At 57.1% G+C, this 16,828-nt stretch carries 14 protein-coding genes and 1 pseudogene; 2 read left to right on the top strand and 13 right to left on the bottom strand.

Annotated features, from left to right (window positions below):
• Positions 1 to 177 precede the first annotated feature (177 nt).
• A complete protein-coding gene (locus ACFVTJ_RS10765) occupies positions 178 to 348 on the bottom strand; it encodes a hypothetical protein (RefSeq protein WP_386908044.1) in 171 nt (56 codons plus the stop codon).
• Here ACFVTJ_RS10765 and ACFVTJ_RS10760 point away from each other — a divergent pair.
• Positions 338 to 927, top strand: a pseudogene (locus ACFVTJ_RS10760) (glutathione S-transferase family protein). The gene ACFVTJ_RS10765 and the pseudogene ACFVTJ_RS10760 sit on opposite strands and share 11 nt — an antisense overlap.
• Before the next feature lie 613 nt (positions 928 to 1,540).
• Here the strand turns inward: ACFVTJ_RS10760 and ACFVTJ_RS10755 are convergent.
• The 4 genes from ACFVTJ_RS10755 to ACFVTJ_RS10740 form a co-directional block, all read right to left on the bottom strand.
• Complete coding sequence (locus tag ACFVTJ_RS10755) at positions 1,541 to 2,503, bottom strand: hypothetical protein (protein ID WP_386907165.1); 963 nt, start codon at positions 2,501 to 2,503, stop codon at positions 1,541 to 1,543.
• An 81-nt stretch (positions 2,504 to 2,584) separates the two neighbouring features.
• Positions 2,585 to 4,270 carry an ABC transporter permease gene (locus tag ACFVTJ_RS10750; RefSeq protein WP_386907163.1) on the bottom strand — a complete coding sequence of 562 codons (1,686 nt, stop codon included), beginning with the start codon at positions 4,268 to 4,270 and terminating at the stop codon, positions 2,585 to 2,587.
• Entirely contained in the window at positions 4,267 to 5,352 is a 1,086-nt protein-coding gene (locus ACFVTJ_RS10745; protein WP_386907161.1) for an ABC transporter ATP-binding protein, read from the bottom strand. Before ACFVTJ_RS10745 ends, ACFVTJ_RS10750 begins: the two co-directional genes overlap by 4 nt.
• Before the next feature lie 116 nt (positions 5,353 to 5,468).
• Positions 5,469 to 6,461, bottom strand: coding sequence for an ABC transporter substrate-binding protein (locus ACFVTJ_RS10740; protein WP_386907159.1), 993 nt, complete (start codon positions 6,459 to 6,461; stop codon positions 5,469 to 5,471).
• Positions 6,462 to 6,752: 291 nt separating this feature from the next.
• Here ACFVTJ_RS10740 and ACFVTJ_RS10735 point away from each other — a divergent pair, with 291 nt between their 5' ends.
• Complete coding sequence (locus tag ACFVTJ_RS10735; protein WP_386907157.1) at positions 6,753 to 7,886, top strand: ROK family protein; 1,134 nt, start codon at positions 6,753 to 6,755, stop codon at positions 7,884 to 7,886.
• A 535-nt stretch (positions 7,887 to 8,421) separates the two neighbouring features.
• On the opposite strand, the gene ACFVTJ_RS10730 is transcribed toward ACFVTJ_RS10735, so the two are convergent.
• From ACFVTJ_RS10730 to ACFVTJ_RS10695, 8 genes are all read right to left on the bottom strand, one after another.
• Positions 8,422 to 9,807 (bottom strand): LLM class flavin-dependent oxidoreductase, encoded by a 1,386-nt coding sequence (locus ACFVTJ_RS10730; RefSeq protein ID WP_386907155.1) that lies wholly within the window; start codon positions 9,805 to 9,807, stop codon positions 8,422 to 8,424.
• 38 nt (positions 9,808 to 9,845) lie between these two features.
• Positions 9,846 to 11,075, bottom strand: coding sequence for an SfnB family sulfur acquisition oxidoreductase (locus ACFVTJ_RS10725; protein WP_386907153.1), 1,230 nt, complete (start codon positions 11,073 to 11,075; stop codon positions 9,846 to 9,848).
• A gap of 2 nt (positions 11,076 to 11,077) precedes the next feature.
• Positions 11,078 to 12,331, bottom strand: coding sequence for an SfnB family sulfur acquisition oxidoreductase (locus tag ACFVTJ_RS10720; RefSeq protein WP_386907152.1), 1,254 nt, complete (start codon positions 12,329 to 12,331; stop codon positions 11,078 to 11,080).
• A gap of 32 nt (positions 12,332 to 12,363) precedes the next feature.
• Complete coding sequence (locus tag ACFVTJ_RS10715; protein WP_386907150.1) at positions 12,364 to 13,017, bottom strand: methionine ABC transporter permease; 654 nt, start codon at positions 13,015 to 13,017, stop codon at positions 12,364 to 12,366.
• Positions 12,998 to 14,155: a methionine ABC transporter ATP-binding protein gene (locus ACFVTJ_RS10710; protein WP_386907148.1), complete on the bottom strand. Its 1,158-nt coding sequence runs from the start codon at positions 14,153 to 14,155 to the stop codon at positions 12,998 to 13,000. Before ACFVTJ_RS10710 ends, ACFVTJ_RS10715 begins: the two co-directional genes overlap by 20 nt.
• On the bottom strand, positions 14,152 to 14,949 hold the full coding sequence (locus tag ACFVTJ_RS10705; protein WP_386907146.1) for a MetQ/NlpA family ABC transporter substrate-binding protein: 798 nt from the start codon (positions 14,947 to 14,949) through the stop codon (positions 14,152 to 14,154). The genes ACFVTJ_RS10710 and ACFVTJ_RS10705 overlap by 4 nt, the downstream gene beginning before the upstream one ends.
• Before the next feature lie 271 nt (positions 14,950 to 15,220).
• Positions 15,221 to 15,988 (bottom strand): ABC transporter ATP-binding protein, encoded by a 768-nt coding sequence (locus tag ACFVTJ_RS10700; protein ID WP_386907144.1) that lies wholly within the window; start codon positions 15,986 to 15,988, stop codon positions 15,221 to 15,223.
• A 1-nt stretch (position 15,989) separates the two neighbouring features.
• The gene (locus tag ACFVTJ_RS10695) at positions 15,990 to 16,826 is read right to left on the bottom strand and encodes an ABC transporter permease (RefSeq protein ID WP_386907142.1); all 837 of its coding nucleotides are present in this window, start codon (positions 16,824 to 16,826) and stop codon (positions 15,990 to 15,992) included.
• Between the last annotated feature and the right edge of the window lie 2 nt (positions 16,827 to 16,828).

Genomic DNA, 16,828 nt, shown 5'->3' with positions numbered 1-16,828 from the left:
TTTTCCTAGAAAAATCGACGTTTGGACGGCTATCCCTTTATACGACGCGCCTTCTGTTTGCGCTTGTATAACGCCGCCCGGCAAAGCCCAAACTGTCCTCAGGACACCATCTTCCGCGGCTTCCCCACGTATCAGTCCGGCATTGAAGCGCCGTTTCGCCTCTCCGGCTGGAAACAGTCAATATTCGCCACGATCATTGGCACGAGGATAGTCGGCTACTCTCCCCACCGGCTGCGCGCCTGATGTCGATCGCGCCGGCGCCGCAACCTTGACCGAACGTTCCGCGAGGCGGAGGCTGTTCCTTTCGGAAATACGGACCTCGTATGGGAGAAACAGCATGTCGAACATCGAAACACCTCCCGCTTCTGCGGAGATGCAAACGCCCCCCACAATCACCGTTTTTGAACGCTCTCCCGATGGTGGCCGCGGTCTCGCGCGCGACATGCCGGTGCGCTGGGCGCTTGAGGAAGTGGGCCAATTCTGTTCGAGTCGGGCGCGATCGTCCTCCATATCGCCCAGAATCATGTAGGCCTGCTGCCGGAGGATGCACTGGAACGAGCCCGGACCATCGCCTGGATGTTCGCTGCATTGAACACGATCGAGCCACCCGTCATCAATTTCGGTACGGTCTGGCTCTTCGAGCGCGACGAGCCCTGGTACGACGCCCGGCTTGCCCGAGTAAAGCAACAGCTCCTGCAGCGCCTTGACGAATTATCCGCGTGGTTTGGCGACCGCGAATGGCTCGAAGGTTCTTTCAGCGCTGCAGATATCCTGATGATCTGCGTATTACGCCGGCTGGAATCGTCGAGTATATTGAAAGACTACGGAAACCTTTTGGCCTATGTTGACCGAGGCAAGGCGAGGCTTGCGTTCAAGCGGGCCTATGACGCCCAATTAGCGGTCTTCACCGCGGCCCCGAAGAACTGACCCGGCGCGAGCCAGATTCCGATCCAAAATCAGCCAAGCCCAGCGCTGTACAACAAGAATATATTCGCCATGATCTTGCCATATTTCATTTCATGTGCTTTTGTGCAGCCGCCCTTGTGGGAGGGGGTAAAGGTTGAGACCCGCTGGCTGTATTAACAGTGCGCGGGTTTCCCTTTTTTTGGGCAGCACTCAATTACAACGCAGGGAATACGCGTCAGCCATCGTTGTGATGGGGCACGGGCGCACGGATGACATCCGGCCTGTCGCGGTTCACCTCCTTCCGTAGGATCGAATTTCCTTTTGCAATTCGTCAGGCGTTACCAGCTTATGGTCACGAATGCCTTCATGACGGCAGTCCCAAGAATAGCTAAGACATACAATTCCGCGCGAGGATGTTGCGCTCTGATTGGGATTAATGCCACATCGGTCTAGGGGACGTTATTACCGCCTCGGTCTCCGATCTGAATGAACCGGGTGGCATAAGCTCTCAGTCTCCGATCCTTACGGGCACAGCATGACCGTTTCCGTCAGCAGACCTCAAGCTGACCGATCGCGAATGATGCCGACATCGATACGCGATGTCGGCCGGCTCATATAAGGTTTGTAAACTCTGCTACCCTTGAAGAAGGTTGAGGCAGATGACGGTTCTGTCATCGCTGAATTCCGCCGTCGTTGAACCTTTGACGGACGGATATTCACGCAACTTGTGAAAATCCACCGCCTCCACACGCGCGAATTCCGCTTCCCAGGCCGCAACATCCGTCCCCGCCGGCAGAGATAAATAGCCGTCAGAGAATATTTCAATGCTCGAAAGCTCGTCCTTGTTGACGCGAAGGTCAACCGTCCCCTCCTGCATGACGGTTCCGCCATTCACCGAGGCGTAACCTAGTACATGCCCATGCCGGTTTGCGAATTGCGGCTGGACACGGATTCCACCCATCAGGAATTCCTCTACCGTTTCGATGTCGTTCTCAAGGCCGCTCATCCCGGCCGAAGCAATGACGACATTTTCCGCATCCTGCGCCGTCATGATCCCGTTTTCGACCGCCGAACGCAGGCCGGAGAAGATCGTCGCACGCGTGCGTGCTTCGGCCGCATCACCGTCACCGATGGCGGCGAGAAGCTGTTGAAATACGAATATGCGCGCCGACGTGCTTACCGTATCGATCAACTTTGTGTTCTGGACCAGACGCGTGCCGTTGATCCTGACGCCGGAATCGCCGGCGAGCAGCAGGCGGAAACTGTCGCCCATATCCGCCACGATTGCCAATGTGGTCGATGGGGGATGGCCGGCATTGATCCGCTGCGCCTCCTTTTTCAGGATATCGCTGATATTTTGAAAAAGCGTGGGCGCAGCGAGTGTTTGCAGCCTGCCGTCAAGGCTCATTTCAGCCACGGCATTGGCGGCGGCGAGGGCCGCGATGCGGCCAGAACTCAACCCGCCGTAACTTGCTCCGGTCGGGTCGGTCGCGCCATCGAAAACGGCCAGAACCCGCCCGGGAATGAGAAGCGCCACATCGTCCCCCGGCTTTGCGGCGTTCTTGTATTTCGATTGCGAAAAGCTCGCGATATTCATCTTTCTGGTGTCCTTGCAGAGGGAGGCTGGCGGCGACACATGAGTCGCCGCTGCTGCAGTTTTGAATGATATTTGATGGCTTCAGACGAAAGAGGCTTCCTTGTCTTCCGAAAGCCGGAAGACGACGAAGACGCAAAGTCCGGTGCTGACGAGAAGCAACGTTGAAAGTGCGGCTGCCGTGCCGAACTCGCCGTCAATCACCTGAATATAGATCAGGACCGGCATCGTAATCGTCCGCGCCGTGTAAAGGATCAGCGTCGAAGACAGCTCATTGATGGCGGTGATGAAGCTCATCAACGAACCAATGATGAGACCCGGCAACATCAGCGGCACCGTCACCGATATGAACGTCTTTGCCGGCGAAGCGCCGAGATTGACCGCGGCCTCTTCGATGGAAGGCTTGATCTGCCTGAGAATCGAAGTGGTGGAGCGGACGCCGTAAGGCAGGCGACGGATAAACACCAGCAGGATGATGATGAGCGCCGTGCCGGTGATATCAAATGGCGGATAACGGAACGTCGTGACGTAGCCGATTGCCATGACGACACCGGGTATCAGATAGGGAACCATCAACAGAAGATCGAGCGAGCCTGATACTGCATTGTCCCGCCTGACAACGATGAAAGAGAGCAGGCCGGAAACGATGGCGATCAACACTACCGCGGCAAGCGCAAAGGTGAAGCTGTTGGCAATCGCCTGCGGTGAATCGCGGAGAATGCGGGCATAGCTGTCCAACCCGAAACCGCCGGTGAAAACGGGACCGTTCGTTGCGAGGAACGATGTGTAGATGACCGTAAGAGACGGCAGCATGGCGACAAAGACGACCAGGTAGCAGAAACCATGCACGATGAACGATTTCAGCGGGCGCATGGAGCGCTTTACCGGCCGGCTCGTCAATGAGCTGGCATAACGGCGCTTGGCGAGGATGTGCCGCTGCAAGAGGAGTGCGGCCATGGAAATGGCGATCATCACCATGGAAATCGTGACTGCCATGGTCGGCGTACCGGCCATTTCGGAGGTATATTGCGCATAGGCGATGGTCGACAGCGTCCTGATGCCCTTGCCGAGGATTGCCGGCGTTCCGAAATCTGCGATGGACAATACGAAGCAGATGATCGCGCCGGTGCTGACTGCCGGAAAGACCAGCGGTAAGGTGATCTTGCGGAACCGTTGGAACGCCGTGCAGCCGAGGTTTTCCGCTGCATCCTCATAGGATTTGTTGATGGTGTTCAGCGCATTTTCCGTCATCAGGAAGATATAGGGAAAGAATTTCAGGCTGAAGACCATCACGATGCCGGGTATCCCGTAAATCGTTGGCAATGAAATGCCGGCGAAAGACAGGAGATTGGTTACTGCGCCGTTGGCGCCGAATAGCATGATCCAGGCATAGGCGCCGATGAAGGGCGGCGCGCACAGAACCAGCACAGCAAAGGTGGCAATGAAGGTGCGGCCCTTGATGCGGTAACGCGACGTGCAGAAGGCAAGCGGAATACCGAGCAGGCAGGCCCCCAACATGCCGAGCACACCGATGACAAGCGTATTCCACAATGCCACGGTATAAAAACGCCGCGTCAGCACCTGAACATAATTGCCGAAACCGAACGCACCCGTCTTGGCATCGAAGAAACTGATGAAGAATACGCTGAAGATCGGCAGGATCAGGAAAATCCCCAAGAGGATAACGGCAAGTACCGTCACGCTTGTCCAGAACCCCGGCAGCCGCAGGCGGAAACCTCCGGGTAGTGAAGTCGCAGTCATATCCGTCATGACAGGCGCTCCCCGGTAACGCCCTCGCCAAAGAGCTTGGTATCAACAGCAGACCAGGAGAAAACCGTTTTCTGGCCGGGCTGAAGGGCGATGATGTCAGGCGACGGCTTGGTGATCGCCTCGATTTCCTCTCCCGACGACAGTACCGCGGCAACATTCATCTCGCGACCGGTGAAGCTCACCTGTCTTATGGTGACGGGCAGTTCGATGCGGTCTTCGCCATCGGTTGCCCGAGAGCCAACGGTAATCGCTTCGGGGCGGATGGCCGCAACGACCGTTCGTTCCGGCATAATGGCGTCGACCTGCGGTAGCTCCACCGGGTGCCCGGAAATGGAGGTCTGTCCGCCCGAACGATCTAGCGTCAGGAAATTGTTCGCACCCACGAAGGAGGCGACGAAACGGTTGGCTGGGTTGTTATAAACCTCCCAGGGTGCAGCTGCCTGCTGGATGACGCCACCATACATCACACAGACCAGATCGGACATGGCAAGTGCCTCCTCCTGATCGTGGGTCACATAAACCGTGGTAATGTTCATGGCCTGCTGAATTTCACGCAACTCGCGCCGCAGATCGACGCGCAGTTTCGCATCGAGGTTGGATAGCGGCTCGTCCATCAACAGCACTTTTGGATTGATGACGAGTGCACGCGCCAGACCGACGCGCTGCTGCTGACCGCCGGATAATTCATGCGGCATGCGCTTGGCGTAGGGAGCGAGCTGCACGATATCGAGAATCTTGCCGACACGTTCACGAATCTCGGCGGAAGACGCCTTGCGCTGCTTCAAACCGAAGGCGATGTTGTCGAAGACGGAAATATGCGGAAAGACCGCGTAATCCTGAAAAACCATGCCCACATCGCGCTTATGTGCGGGCACATGTTCGATCGCCTGTCTCTCGATACTGATGCTGCCGCTGTCCTGCTGGTGAAACCCGGCAATCGTGCGCAGGAGGGTCGTCTTGCCGCAACCGCTCGGACCGAGAAGCGTAAAGAACGAACCCGAGGGGATGGAGATATTGATGTCGGAAAGGGCAACGACATCCCGGTAACTCTTTTTGATGCTGGTAATTTCCACGGCGGCCATGTGCTGCTCCATGACAAATCCTGCACGGCCCGTGACCACGCTGGACAAAACGAAAAGCGAATTGTGAACGGGATAAAGGGGGGACGGCCGCTTCTGCGCCGTCCCCGGCAATTATCTTATTGAACGTCGAGCAATGTCTCGTTCCACTTTTCCATCAGGCGCGCGCGGTTGTCCGCAGCCCATTTGAAATCGTATTTCGCCGCCGGAACATCGGACAGCGGAACAAGTGCCGCATTGGCGGGAACATCGGTACGAACCGAGCGACGACCCGCCTTCACGACGACTTCCTGCGCTTCCTTGGAGACGATGAAATCGATGAAGGCCTTGCCATTGTCGGCATTCGGCGCTCCCTTGACGAGCGCCATGCCGTCAGGCGCAATTGCCGTACCCTCTTTCGGATACACGATTTCGACCGGCGCGCTGCCGAGCTTGTAACGCAGCGCGGCATCTTCCAGCGTAATGCCAACGGCCTGCTCGCCGTCGTTCACGAAACGCGGCACCGCGCCCGAAGAAGTGGACAGAACCGAGTTGCCGAGGATGCCGGTATAAATTTCCCAGCCTTTTTCCTCGCTGTCGAAATCCTGCAATACCGTTGCCATCTGAATATAGGCGGAGCCCGACTGATCGGCGCGAGCCGACGAAATCAGGCCCTTATATTCCGGCTTTGCGAGATCGGCCCAGGACGTCGGAACGGGAGCGCCCTTCAGGGCCTCCTTATTGACGATAAAGGCTGTGACGACGGCCGTAAAAGGCACCCAGTTTGTGCTCGGTGAAAAGGCTGGGTTGATCGATGCAGCCTCAACCGGCTTGTATGGCTCGAAAAGGTCAGCGGAGAAATCGATAACCGTTCCGTCGACGCTCCAGATCACATCGCCCGCCGCCTTGCCGCTCTCCGCCTTGATGCGGTTCATAAGCTCGCCGGACCCGGCTTTGACAAGCTCGACCTTGGTGCCGGTTTTCTTTTCAAACATGGGCAGCAATTCGTCCATGAGTTGCTGAGGGGCAGCGGAATAGACCACGACGGTACCTTCGGCATGAGCGAAAGCCGCGCTGGCAAGGAAAGTGGCGCCGGCAAAAAGGCGCGCGAAAATAGTGCATGATTGACGCATGAGGGGGCTCCGTTTTTTTGTTCCCTGACAGACCGGCCCTGCGACATGATTTCTTTTTGGTTTTCCCTGTCGCCACCCGCTGTCTGCTATTTATTTTCTTTACGTAAATTAATTAGTCAAGCCAAAATTTATTTCGAATATGACAATAAAATATCATATTGAAAAACCACATTATTTCCTGATTTTGACTCACAGCCCACCAATTTCAATGGCGGGATTTTTGGCGAAACGCGATGTACAATCGCGTAATTTTCGCTAATCATCCGGCATGATTTCTCGCGGGAGACTTTTTTGATCGATCTCGGCTACAATGAGCGGCGTCTGCTCGAGATTTTGCGCGGCAAGGGAGGTATGTCGCGTATCGAACTGGCGCGGGAGATGGATGTGTCCGCCCCCACCCTTACCCGCCTGACCGCCAATCTTCTGGAATCCGGCCTCATCGTCGAAGCGGAGGAAGCCCGCAATGACGGTAAACGGGGGAAACCCTCCACCGCCATCGAAATCAACCCGAACGGGCTTTTCACGCTGGGGGTCTACTTCAATCCAGACGATCTGCGTGTCTGCGTGGCCGATCTCAACGGCACGATAAGGCAGGAAATCAGATCGGAACTGGAAGGGCACAGTTTCGAGCATATTATGGAGATGGCCGAGGCATCCGCCCGGCAAGTGCTTGAAAAAGCGAAGATAAAAAAGAAAGATGTACTGGGCTGCGGCATCAGCTTTCCCGGCCATTTCAAGCGGGATCGCGGCCATGTCTTCCGCATCAAGCAGTTTGAAAGCTGGCGCGATATCGACGTCGAAAAGGACTTCCAGCCCTATTTCGATTTCCCGGTCTTTCACGAAAATGACGGCAACACCGTCATTCTTTCGGAACTCTATTATGGTGCAGGCCGCAATATCCGAAATTTCGCGATGATCTGGCTGACATATGGCATTGGCGGTGCGCTGGTGGTGCAGCGCCATCTCTATCGCGGCACCAATGGCAATGCCGGCGAGTTCGGTGGACTGTTTCCAAAATCCCATCCCCGACCCTCGGGACAGGACCTGTGCGACACTCTGGCTGCTCAGGGCATCGGCATTCGACGCCTGAAGGACATTGACGAGAGTTACGCCGACCATCCCGCCGTGGTGTCGTGGCTGGAGCGGGCAACGGATCAGCTTCGCCTGCTTTCACTGACGGTCGCCCGCACGATGGATCCGGCAGCCATCATTTTCGGTGGATCGCTGCCGGACTGGATTCTCGAGCATATCGTGCGGCGTATCGGTTCGCTGGACATACTCGGGGAAGATTTTTTCGTCGAACCTCCGGAAATACGCAAATCGATCATGAGCGACCTGCCTCATCTCGGCGCCGCCAGCATACCGATCTACCGCGCCACCACGCCCAGCTATTATTCCGGGCGGGCGCTGAAGGGCTGGGCATGACAAGTCATCGCCGGTGGAAGTGTTTCCCCACTGCTCTGTTTGTTGATGGCGGGGCCGCCGTCACCTCGATATGCGTCGCCGGAATTCGTCCGTGCCCTGCATGATCTTGTCCAGAAGAGCCTCTATCGCCCAGAAATGCTCCTGAATATTGAACGTCACCGCACGGCTGCGGCTTTCTTGACAAAAGCAGCCAGCTCCACGCGCTCCTCAAGGGGTGATCTCCACTTCGTGTCGGAGATAGCTTGTGTAAGCTCTTGAACGGAGTCGAACTCGCAACCCGTGGATTTTCGTCAATTGACTGGCATCGGTCCGACCTAGCTTAGGATTGCAACTAGGATGATTTTGGCTAATCGAGATTCTGAGTTCAAACAGCCCATTAACACGATCGAGCAAGATCACCGGGCTTCAAATCTTTTCATTCTGCTTCAGCAACAACGGGATGGAATCGACGTTGGCAGCATCTGACGACGACGAGATCAAAGTCGCGCATCGCCGCGATAGACATTTAGCTTCGCGCCGGTCAACTAGCCGAAATTCATGTGTGCGTGGCCGCAGCACGGATAGCGGGGCTGCGAAACTTGCTGCCGTAATGATTGTCCGGCAGCCTGTCGCTTGCCCCGAACAAGCGGCTGCGAAGCGTGCCATTGGCATAAGCCGTCTTGTAGGCGCCACGCTCCTGTAATTCCGGTACTACGATGTCGATGAAATCGATATAGCTTTCGGGAACGACTGTTCGCGCCAGATTGAAACCGTCAATTCCGCCCTCGTCCAGCCAGGAGATCAACTCCTCGGCCACTTTGGCACCATCGCCGACAATCACCGGATACCGCCCGCCGATCGCCAGTTCCTTCAGCAGCTGTCGCTTGGTCCAACCCTTTTGACGCGCCAGCTGCGTGACGGATTGAATGGCGTTGCCGGTCGCATATTCAATTGTCTCATCCAGGTCGAAGCGTGAAAAATCGATGCCGCTGCCGGCAGCGAAATGCGCCAATCCCGCCTCCGGATTTGCATGTTCCAGATAGTCCGCGAGCTTCGCCTCCGCTTCGGACGCCGTGCGCCCCGGCACAACCGTTATGCCGACGAAAATCTTGATGTCTTCGGGTCGCCTTCCAGCCGCAACCGCCTCCTCTCGGAGAGCACGGGATGTCTTGGCCGCGGCGGCCTTGTCGGTTGCGTTGATGAAAATACATTCGGCATGACGACCTGCAAAGCGTCGGCCACGCCCTGACGTGCCTGCCTGATAGAGCACCGGCGTGCGCTGCGCAGAAGGTTCCGACAGATGATACCCCTCACCTTGGTAGAAGGGTCCCTGATGGTGTATTTTTCGCACGCGGTCCGGGTCTGCGAAGACGCGTCGCTTCTTATCGAGAACTACCGCGTCATCCGCCCAGCTTCCCTCCCAGAGCTTATAAAGCACATCAAGATAATCATCTGCGCGGTCATACCGCGTGTCATGCTCTTTCAAGCCGGACTGGCCGAGGGCGCGTGTGGCGCTGTCAAGATAACCCGTCACGATATTCCATCCGACGCGACCCTCTGTAAGGTGGTCAAGCGTCGAGATTCGCCGCGCAAAGGTGTAGGGGGCTTCGACGCTGGTATTGACGGTGACACCAAAACCCAGATGTTGCGTGGCCGCCGCCATGGCCGATATCAGCAAGATCGGATCGTTGACGGGAAGCTGAATCGACTCCTTCAGCGTCAGGTCCACAGAGGACTGGTAGATATCGTAGACACCGACGATGTCGGCAAGGAAGATACCATCGAAAAGGCCGCGCTCAAGCGTCCTCGCCAGATCCGTCCAGTAGGATAGCCGTTTATAGTCATGAGAGCGGTCACGGGGATGCGTCCACAGACCATGATTAATGTGGCCCACGCAGTTCATGCTGAAGGCATTGAGCAGAATTTGTTTACGCGACGACATCACTTTTCCAGAATTCGAACAAAGGCAAACGGCACCAGTCAGATAGCACCGTGGCGCGGCGGCCGACGGCCATTGAGGATGTACTGACCGATCGCCTGATATTTCCAGCGGACCGGATCATGGAGCGTGTGGGTTCGCACGTTCCGCCAATAGCGATCGTAGTTATCTACTTTCATTGTGGATGAGGTGCCGGATAGTTCAAACAGCTTGTTGGCTGCAAGCAGGCCAGCTTTGGTAGAGAGAATCTTCGCTTCCGCAACGGCAATTGATGCTGAAGCAACCGTGTCTTCCGTCGGATTGGCCATAGCTTCATCCACCAGTCGTCCCGCTCGTCGCAAGAGAGCATCCGCTGCACGCAGTCTGACCCGGACCTGGCCGATTTCGCTCAATGTCAAGGGATCTTCGGCCGCAGTTTCCACCTTGGCATCGATCCATGGCCTGGCTCGTCCCCGGACAAAATCCAGCGTGTCCCGATAAGCCCCCTCGCCGATCCCAAGATCGATTGCGGCATGGATGATCTGCGCAACCGGGCCTATGGTGGTTGCCGTTTCAAAGGAGGACTGAAAAGGAACGATCCATTCCGGCTCGACCCCGACATCCTCGAAACGGACTGTGCCGCTGCCGGTCACCCGTTGGCCAAACCCATCCCAATCATCCACAACGGTGACGCCGGGCGCACTGCGTGGGATGAAGGCGATGTAGGTCCTGACAGCCCCCTCCTCCTCCGCGGATACAAGCGTGGGGATCCAGTGCGCATAGATGGCGCCGGTGCAGTAATATTTCGTACCGTTCACGCGCCATCGTCCACCGTCTCTTGTCAGATGCGTCCTGCGCTTGAAATCTTTGTGACCGATTTCGGCTAGGGCGTTGCCAGTGCGCTCACCGGCGAGGACGCGATCATAGAAGTAGCGTTTCTGGGTTTCGCTGCCACCAACGCGCAGCACCTCAAGCGAGTAATAATGGTTTTGCGGGATTTGGGAGAGAGAACCGTCCGCCGCGGCGATGGTCGCTGTCACCTGCGCGAGCGTGGTGGCCGAAACCCCCGCCCCACCATACTCCTTGGGAACACTTATGCCCCAGAGACCTGTCGCGACAAATTCATCCAGTTCCTTCCACGGCAGGCGACGTTCCGTATCGCGGATGGAGGCCTCTGCCCGCACCCGTTCTGCGAAATTCTGTGCCGTCTCTAGAGCCTCTGCATCGGACGTGATCAGATGCGGCCTGACGACAGGCGCGGGCGCGGGGTCTGCGATGCGCGGATCGGTCATGATTAGTTCCATTGGTGCCGGGCGGGTAATACGCCGTTCAATTCGTAATTACCGATGAGATGATATTTCCACCGAACCGGGTCATGCAGGGTGTGAACGCGGGCATTTCGCCAATGGCGATCAAGGTTGTGGCTGCCCCGGGTCGCAGCCGAACCCGCCAGATCAAAGAGCTTCTCGCTGGCCTCCAGGGCAATCTCCGTTGTCAGGATTTTCGCCTCCGCCACGGCGACGGAAGCGCGGCCACTGCTTTTTGCCGTTACCGGTTCGGCAGCAACGCTGTCGAGGACCCGCCCCGCTTCATAGAGAATTTCCTGGGCCGCATGCAGGTTCGTAGCAAGATTGCCGACTTCATGAATGATGGTCGGATCATCCACCGCCCGCTCCAGGCCTGAATCCATCCATGGACGTGCTTTTTCACGCACGAAATCCAGCGTATCGTCCAGTGCGGCGCGGGCGATGCCCGCATCGATCGCGGCTTGAATGATCTGGGAGACCGGTCCGGCAAGGCCCGGCTTGTCGACAAAGGCATAGACGGGAAAGACGAGAAGGGGATCGATGGGCACCCTGTCGAATGTCACCGTGCCGCTGGCGGTGGTTCGCTGACCAAAAGAATTCCAGTCATCGATAACAGTGACACCGGGTACATCCCTTTGCGCCCAGACCTGAACCGCTCTGCCTTCATCGTCCACCGCCCGCGTTGGAATATAATGGGCGAAGATCGATCCCGTCGAATAAAACCGTTCTCCGCTGAGAAAAAGACCTTCGCGCTGCTGCTCAAGGCGTGTCGTGGCGATGTTGACAAGCTTGGTTTTCCGCTCAGGGCCTGCATTGCCGATCCGGCAACCTGCAAGAACATCGCCGTAGACGCGTTCTTTCTGCTCTTCGGTACCGATATCGTGCACAAGCGCCAGAACACCGAAATGGTTCTGCGGAATTTGACCCAAAGCCGGATCTGCCGCGCAAAGGATTTCGAAGACCTTGGCCAGGGTCTCATAGCTCACACCTGTTCCGCCGTGAGCGCGTGGAATGGTAATCGCCCCAAGTCCGCTTTCCGTGTAGGCCTCGATTTCATCCCATGGCAAGGACCGGTCCCTGTCCCGCTCTGAGGCGCCTGCCTTGAAATTCCCGGCTAGCCGATGGGCAATGTCGATGGCTTCCCCGTCGTCACGGATCCGGTATACGGGCCTTGGAGCGCGTGGCAGCCGGGACCCCTGTGGATCGTTGGCCACGGCAAATTTTGTCTGAGGCACTGTCATAGCTCCTGCCGTTTTTGAAAAAACGCGTTCGGTCAACGTGCTCGCAGTCGCCGTACGGCGGTATCGCCAATGAATTGCACGATGCAAACGGTGGCGATCAACACGACGATCACCGCCAGCATCACGGTAGTGTCGAAACGTTGGTAACCGTAGCGGATCGCCATATCGCCGAGCCCACCCGCCCCCACTGCCCCCGCCATCGCCGAAGCGCCGATCATGGAAACAACCGTTATCGTGAAGCCGCCGATCAGGCCCGGCAGGGCTTCGGGAAGCAGCACATGCCGGATGATATGCCAGCGCCGGCAACCGATAGCCTGGGCAGCTTCGATCAAACCGTGCTCCACTTCGCGAAGGCTGACTTCAGCGATACGGGCGAAAAAAGGCGTGGCGCTGATGGAGAGTGGAACGATGGCAGCCCATACGCCGATGGTCGTTCCCGTTACCAGACGCGTGAATGGAAGAAGCGCGACCAGAAGCACGATAAAGGGCGTTGCGCGGAAACCATTGATAACGGCACCCAGCACCCGGTTGGCACGCGGCGCGTGGATAAGCCCGCCCGGCGAGGACAAAACCAGAAATACGGCAAGCGGAATACCGGCCAAGAGCGCCACGAACGCAGATACGCCGACCATTGCCAATGTGTCGAGAAAAGCCTGCCAGAGGCGGTTATACATTTGCGGCGTCATAACCGATTATCCTTGCTGCATGGGCCAGATCGGGGTTGGCAATAAGCCGTTCCAGGTCTTTGCGCGCGGGCGAAGCGACGATCAACCGTCCGCTGATATGACCCTGAATGCGGTCCAGATTGCTCTGGATGATCCTTGTGCCCTCTCCGAGAACAGCAAGAAGACGGCTCAGATCCGGCTCCAGACCGCCGGCCCCCGTATAGGTGAATTCGATTACGGCCGTTGCACGGTAGCCATCCCAGTCAGCAACAAGACGGCCGGTCAACTCCTCCGGCAGACCACGATCGAGCGGTTTCAGCAGCGCCCGTGTCGCCTCGTGGGTTGGGTTGCCAAACACTTCCCAGACCCGTCCGGCCTCGGCAATTCGCCCCGCCTCCAGCACCAGAACATGGTCGCATATCTCACGAATGACGCTCATCTCATGAGTAATGAGTACGATCGTCAGACCAAGACGGCGATTGATGTCTTTCAGCAGGGACAGGATTGAGAGCGTCGTTTCTGGATCGAGCGCGGATGTCGCCTCATCACAAAGCAGAATTTCCGGGCGACTGACAAGCGCACGGGCAATTCCGACACGCTGCTTCTGTCCGCCGGACAGGCGAGAGGGATAGGTGCTCTCCTTGCCTTCCAATCCAACGAGTTTGAGTACCTCGGCGACCCTTGCCCGCACTTCCTGCGCCGGCACACCGGCCACGACCAGCGGCAAGGCGACGTTACCGAACACCGTCTTGGCCGAGAGCAGGTTGAAGTGCTGAAAGATCATACCAACACGGCGGCGCAGAGCTACAAGCTGATCCTCGTTGAAGACAGAGATATCCTCACCATCGACAACTACCTCGCCAGCGGTTGGCCGCTCCAGCCGGTTGATCGTGCGCAGCAGGCTCGATTTACCGGCGCCCGAACGCCCTATGATGCCAAAAACGGTACCGGCGGGCACTTCGATGGTAATATCCGTGAGTGCTTTCACCGGTCCTGCGGAGGAGACATAAGTCTTCTCCACAGACTGGAAGCGGATGGAGCCGGCGGCAGTTGCCGCAGGCCTCAACTCTTGTGACGATACGTCGTCCTCGACGCTACGCGAGGTTGTCACCGTCATAGGCGTAACATCGTCGTCTGCATCGAAAAGAACGGCGCTCATTTTTCCCACGCAAGTGTGTAGAGCTTGGGGTTGTGTGCAAAGCCCTTGTCGATCGCTTCGCGCACCGTCTTGGACGTCTGATAAAGCTCGACAACCTTCTTGAGCGCAGGGTTATCTGCCTTCGCCTTGTTGGCGGCAAAGACGATTGCAAACTGCTTGTCGTCGATGCCGGAGAAAATCAGGGCCGAACCTGGATCGAACGTCTTAGCGGCGATGATGAAATGCGGATAGCCCAGAGCCAGATCCACATCGGCCGTGATGCGGGCAAGCTGCGGACCTTCGACTTCCTTAAACGTGACGTTCTTCGGATTGTCGACGATATCGTCAAGCGTGCCGAGGTAGCCGACACCATCCTTCAACTTGATCAGTCCGCCCTTGGCCAACAGCAACAGGCCGCGCCCCTGGTTGACCGGATCGTTGGCGATAGCAACCGTTGCATCTTGGGGAACGCTGGCGAAATCCTTGTGCTTCAGGGAGTAGATGCCAATATTGGCAAGCGTGCCGACACCGACCGGCGTGATGTCGTAGCCTTTCTGTTTAATGGCATTGGTGAGGAATGGCACATGCTGGAAGTAGTTGAGATCCAGATCGCCCGCCTGAAGCGCCTCGTTCGGCGTGGTCCAATCGCTGAATTCGATGACCTGCAAGTCGATACCGGCGGCCTTCGCCTCCGGCACGAGTGCCGCGACAGAATCGCCATAAACGCCGGGAACGACGCCAATTTTTACGGTTTCAGCAAGCGCCGGACCTGTGACAGTAAGGAACAGGGCGGACAGGAGAGCAGTGAGTTTCATTGGAGCCTCTTAAAACTATATTGTCTAGCAAATTAGTAGATTCAATTGGTTTTGATAGAAACGAAAAGCCCTTCCGCCTGACCGGCGCGAAAAAAAATTCCAAAAAGCATGCAAAGGCACATTGCTGGATCTCAAGGGGCAAGGCCGACCTCCTAAGGCCAGGTCAGGCTCATTTTTCGGAATCGCAGGCAAACGGCTCCGGGGCGGCGTTTACCAGACGAATCTGTGCGCATCGCAGGGCGGAGACTGCACTGCACAGGCTCTTCTTGCGTCAGGCAGCACTCACTGCGGGATGCTGGCGCGAAGCTGTGCCAAGAGAACGTTCCAGCAATCCTGACAAATGGCGCTTCAAGGACGTCGCGGAGGACGAATTTCGGTCGCGTTTGCGTGCCAGATCGACGTTGACAGTTTCAAATATCCGCCCAGGCGATGGCTGCATCACGACGATCCTGTCGGCGAGCACAACGGCCTCTTCGATGTCGTGCGTAACAAGCAGCATGGTTGTGCGCTTCTCTAGCCACAGATCGGCAAGATGGTCTTGCAGATCGGCTCTCGTCATCGCATCAAGTGCAGAAAAAGGCTCATCGAGAAGCAGGAGGGCAGGATCGGCGACAAGCGCCCGCGCGAGCGCCACCCGCTGCGCTTGACCGCCGGACAGCTCGCGCACCCAGCGGGTTCCGTAATTCGAGAGACCTATCCGAGAGAGGATTTTCGAAACCCGATCCCTGCGGTCTTTGGAAGGTAGATGGTTTAGCCCGAACCCGATATTGTCAGCGACGCTTAGCCATGGAAAAAGCCGCGGCTCCTGAAATACGAGATTGACGCGCTCATCGGGTTCTATCAATGGCTTGTCGTGCAGGACGATCTGTCCGTGCGTTGCGCGCTCGAGACCGGAGACCAGCCGCAGCAAAGTGCTTTTGCCACATCCGGAGCCACCGATGATGGCGACCACCTCTCCCGTTTTGATCTGCAGGGTGAAATCGCTGATCGCGTTTGTGCCGTTGGGATAGGTCTTCGACAGTCTGTCTATGGTGAGCATATTATCCCTTTCGACCGTGGTAATCGTGCCAGCGAACGAAGGGCGCGCTGGCCACTATCAACAGGGTGTCGGTCAATTTGCCAACGACGGCGAAGATGAGGATCGCGGCGAGAATCTGGTCTGGTTTACCCAATTGCTGACCGTCCACAAGAAGATAGCCAAGCCCCTTTGACGCCCCCATGAATTCGGCAGCCACCACGAACATCCAGCCGAGCCCGAGACCGGCGCGAAGTGCCAGTACATAATCTGGCAAAATGGAGGGGAGCAGGATGCGCCGAACAAGCTGGAAATCGGAAAGCCGGAATATTCGCCCAACCTCCACGACTTTACGATCCACGCCCCGCACCGCGCCATAAACGCCGAGGTAGACCGGAAAAAAGACACCGACGGCAATAAGCGCCACCTTCGATGCTTCAAAGATACCGAACCAAAGGATGAATAAAGGAACCCAGGCAATCGATGGAATGGCACGAAGTGCTTGCAATGTAGGATCCAGCAACCGGCTCAGCCGGGATGAATATCCGGTGAATGCGCCGATCACCGTACCAAGCGCGGCGCCAGCCAGAAAGCCAACGACGACACGCCAGAGAGTAACACCAATATGGCCCGTGAGCTCACCTGAGGCGGCAAGTTCGAAAATGGTCGCAAAGATGCGCGATGGCGGCGGCATCAATCGTCCCTCGACAAGTCCGGACCGGACTAAAACTTCCCATGCGATGAGAAGCCCACAGGGAAAAGCCAGTCCAAGGATAGGATTGTCAAAAACCGGGAGGCGTCCTGGACGCCTCCCGGCTTCTTTCCCTACTCCATCTGGTCGCGACAGATCGGCCAAAGCCATGG

Origin of the sequence: Agrobacterium sp. NPDC058088 (assembly GCF_042885035.1) — a bacterium.
In the GTDB taxonomy this organism is placed as follows: Bacteria; Pseudomonadota; Alphaproteobacteria; order Rhizobiales; family Rhizobiaceae; genus Agrobacterium.
The sequence above is the reverse complement of the archived record's forward strand: the minus strand, read 5'-3'. Positions and strand labels throughout refer to the sequence as shown.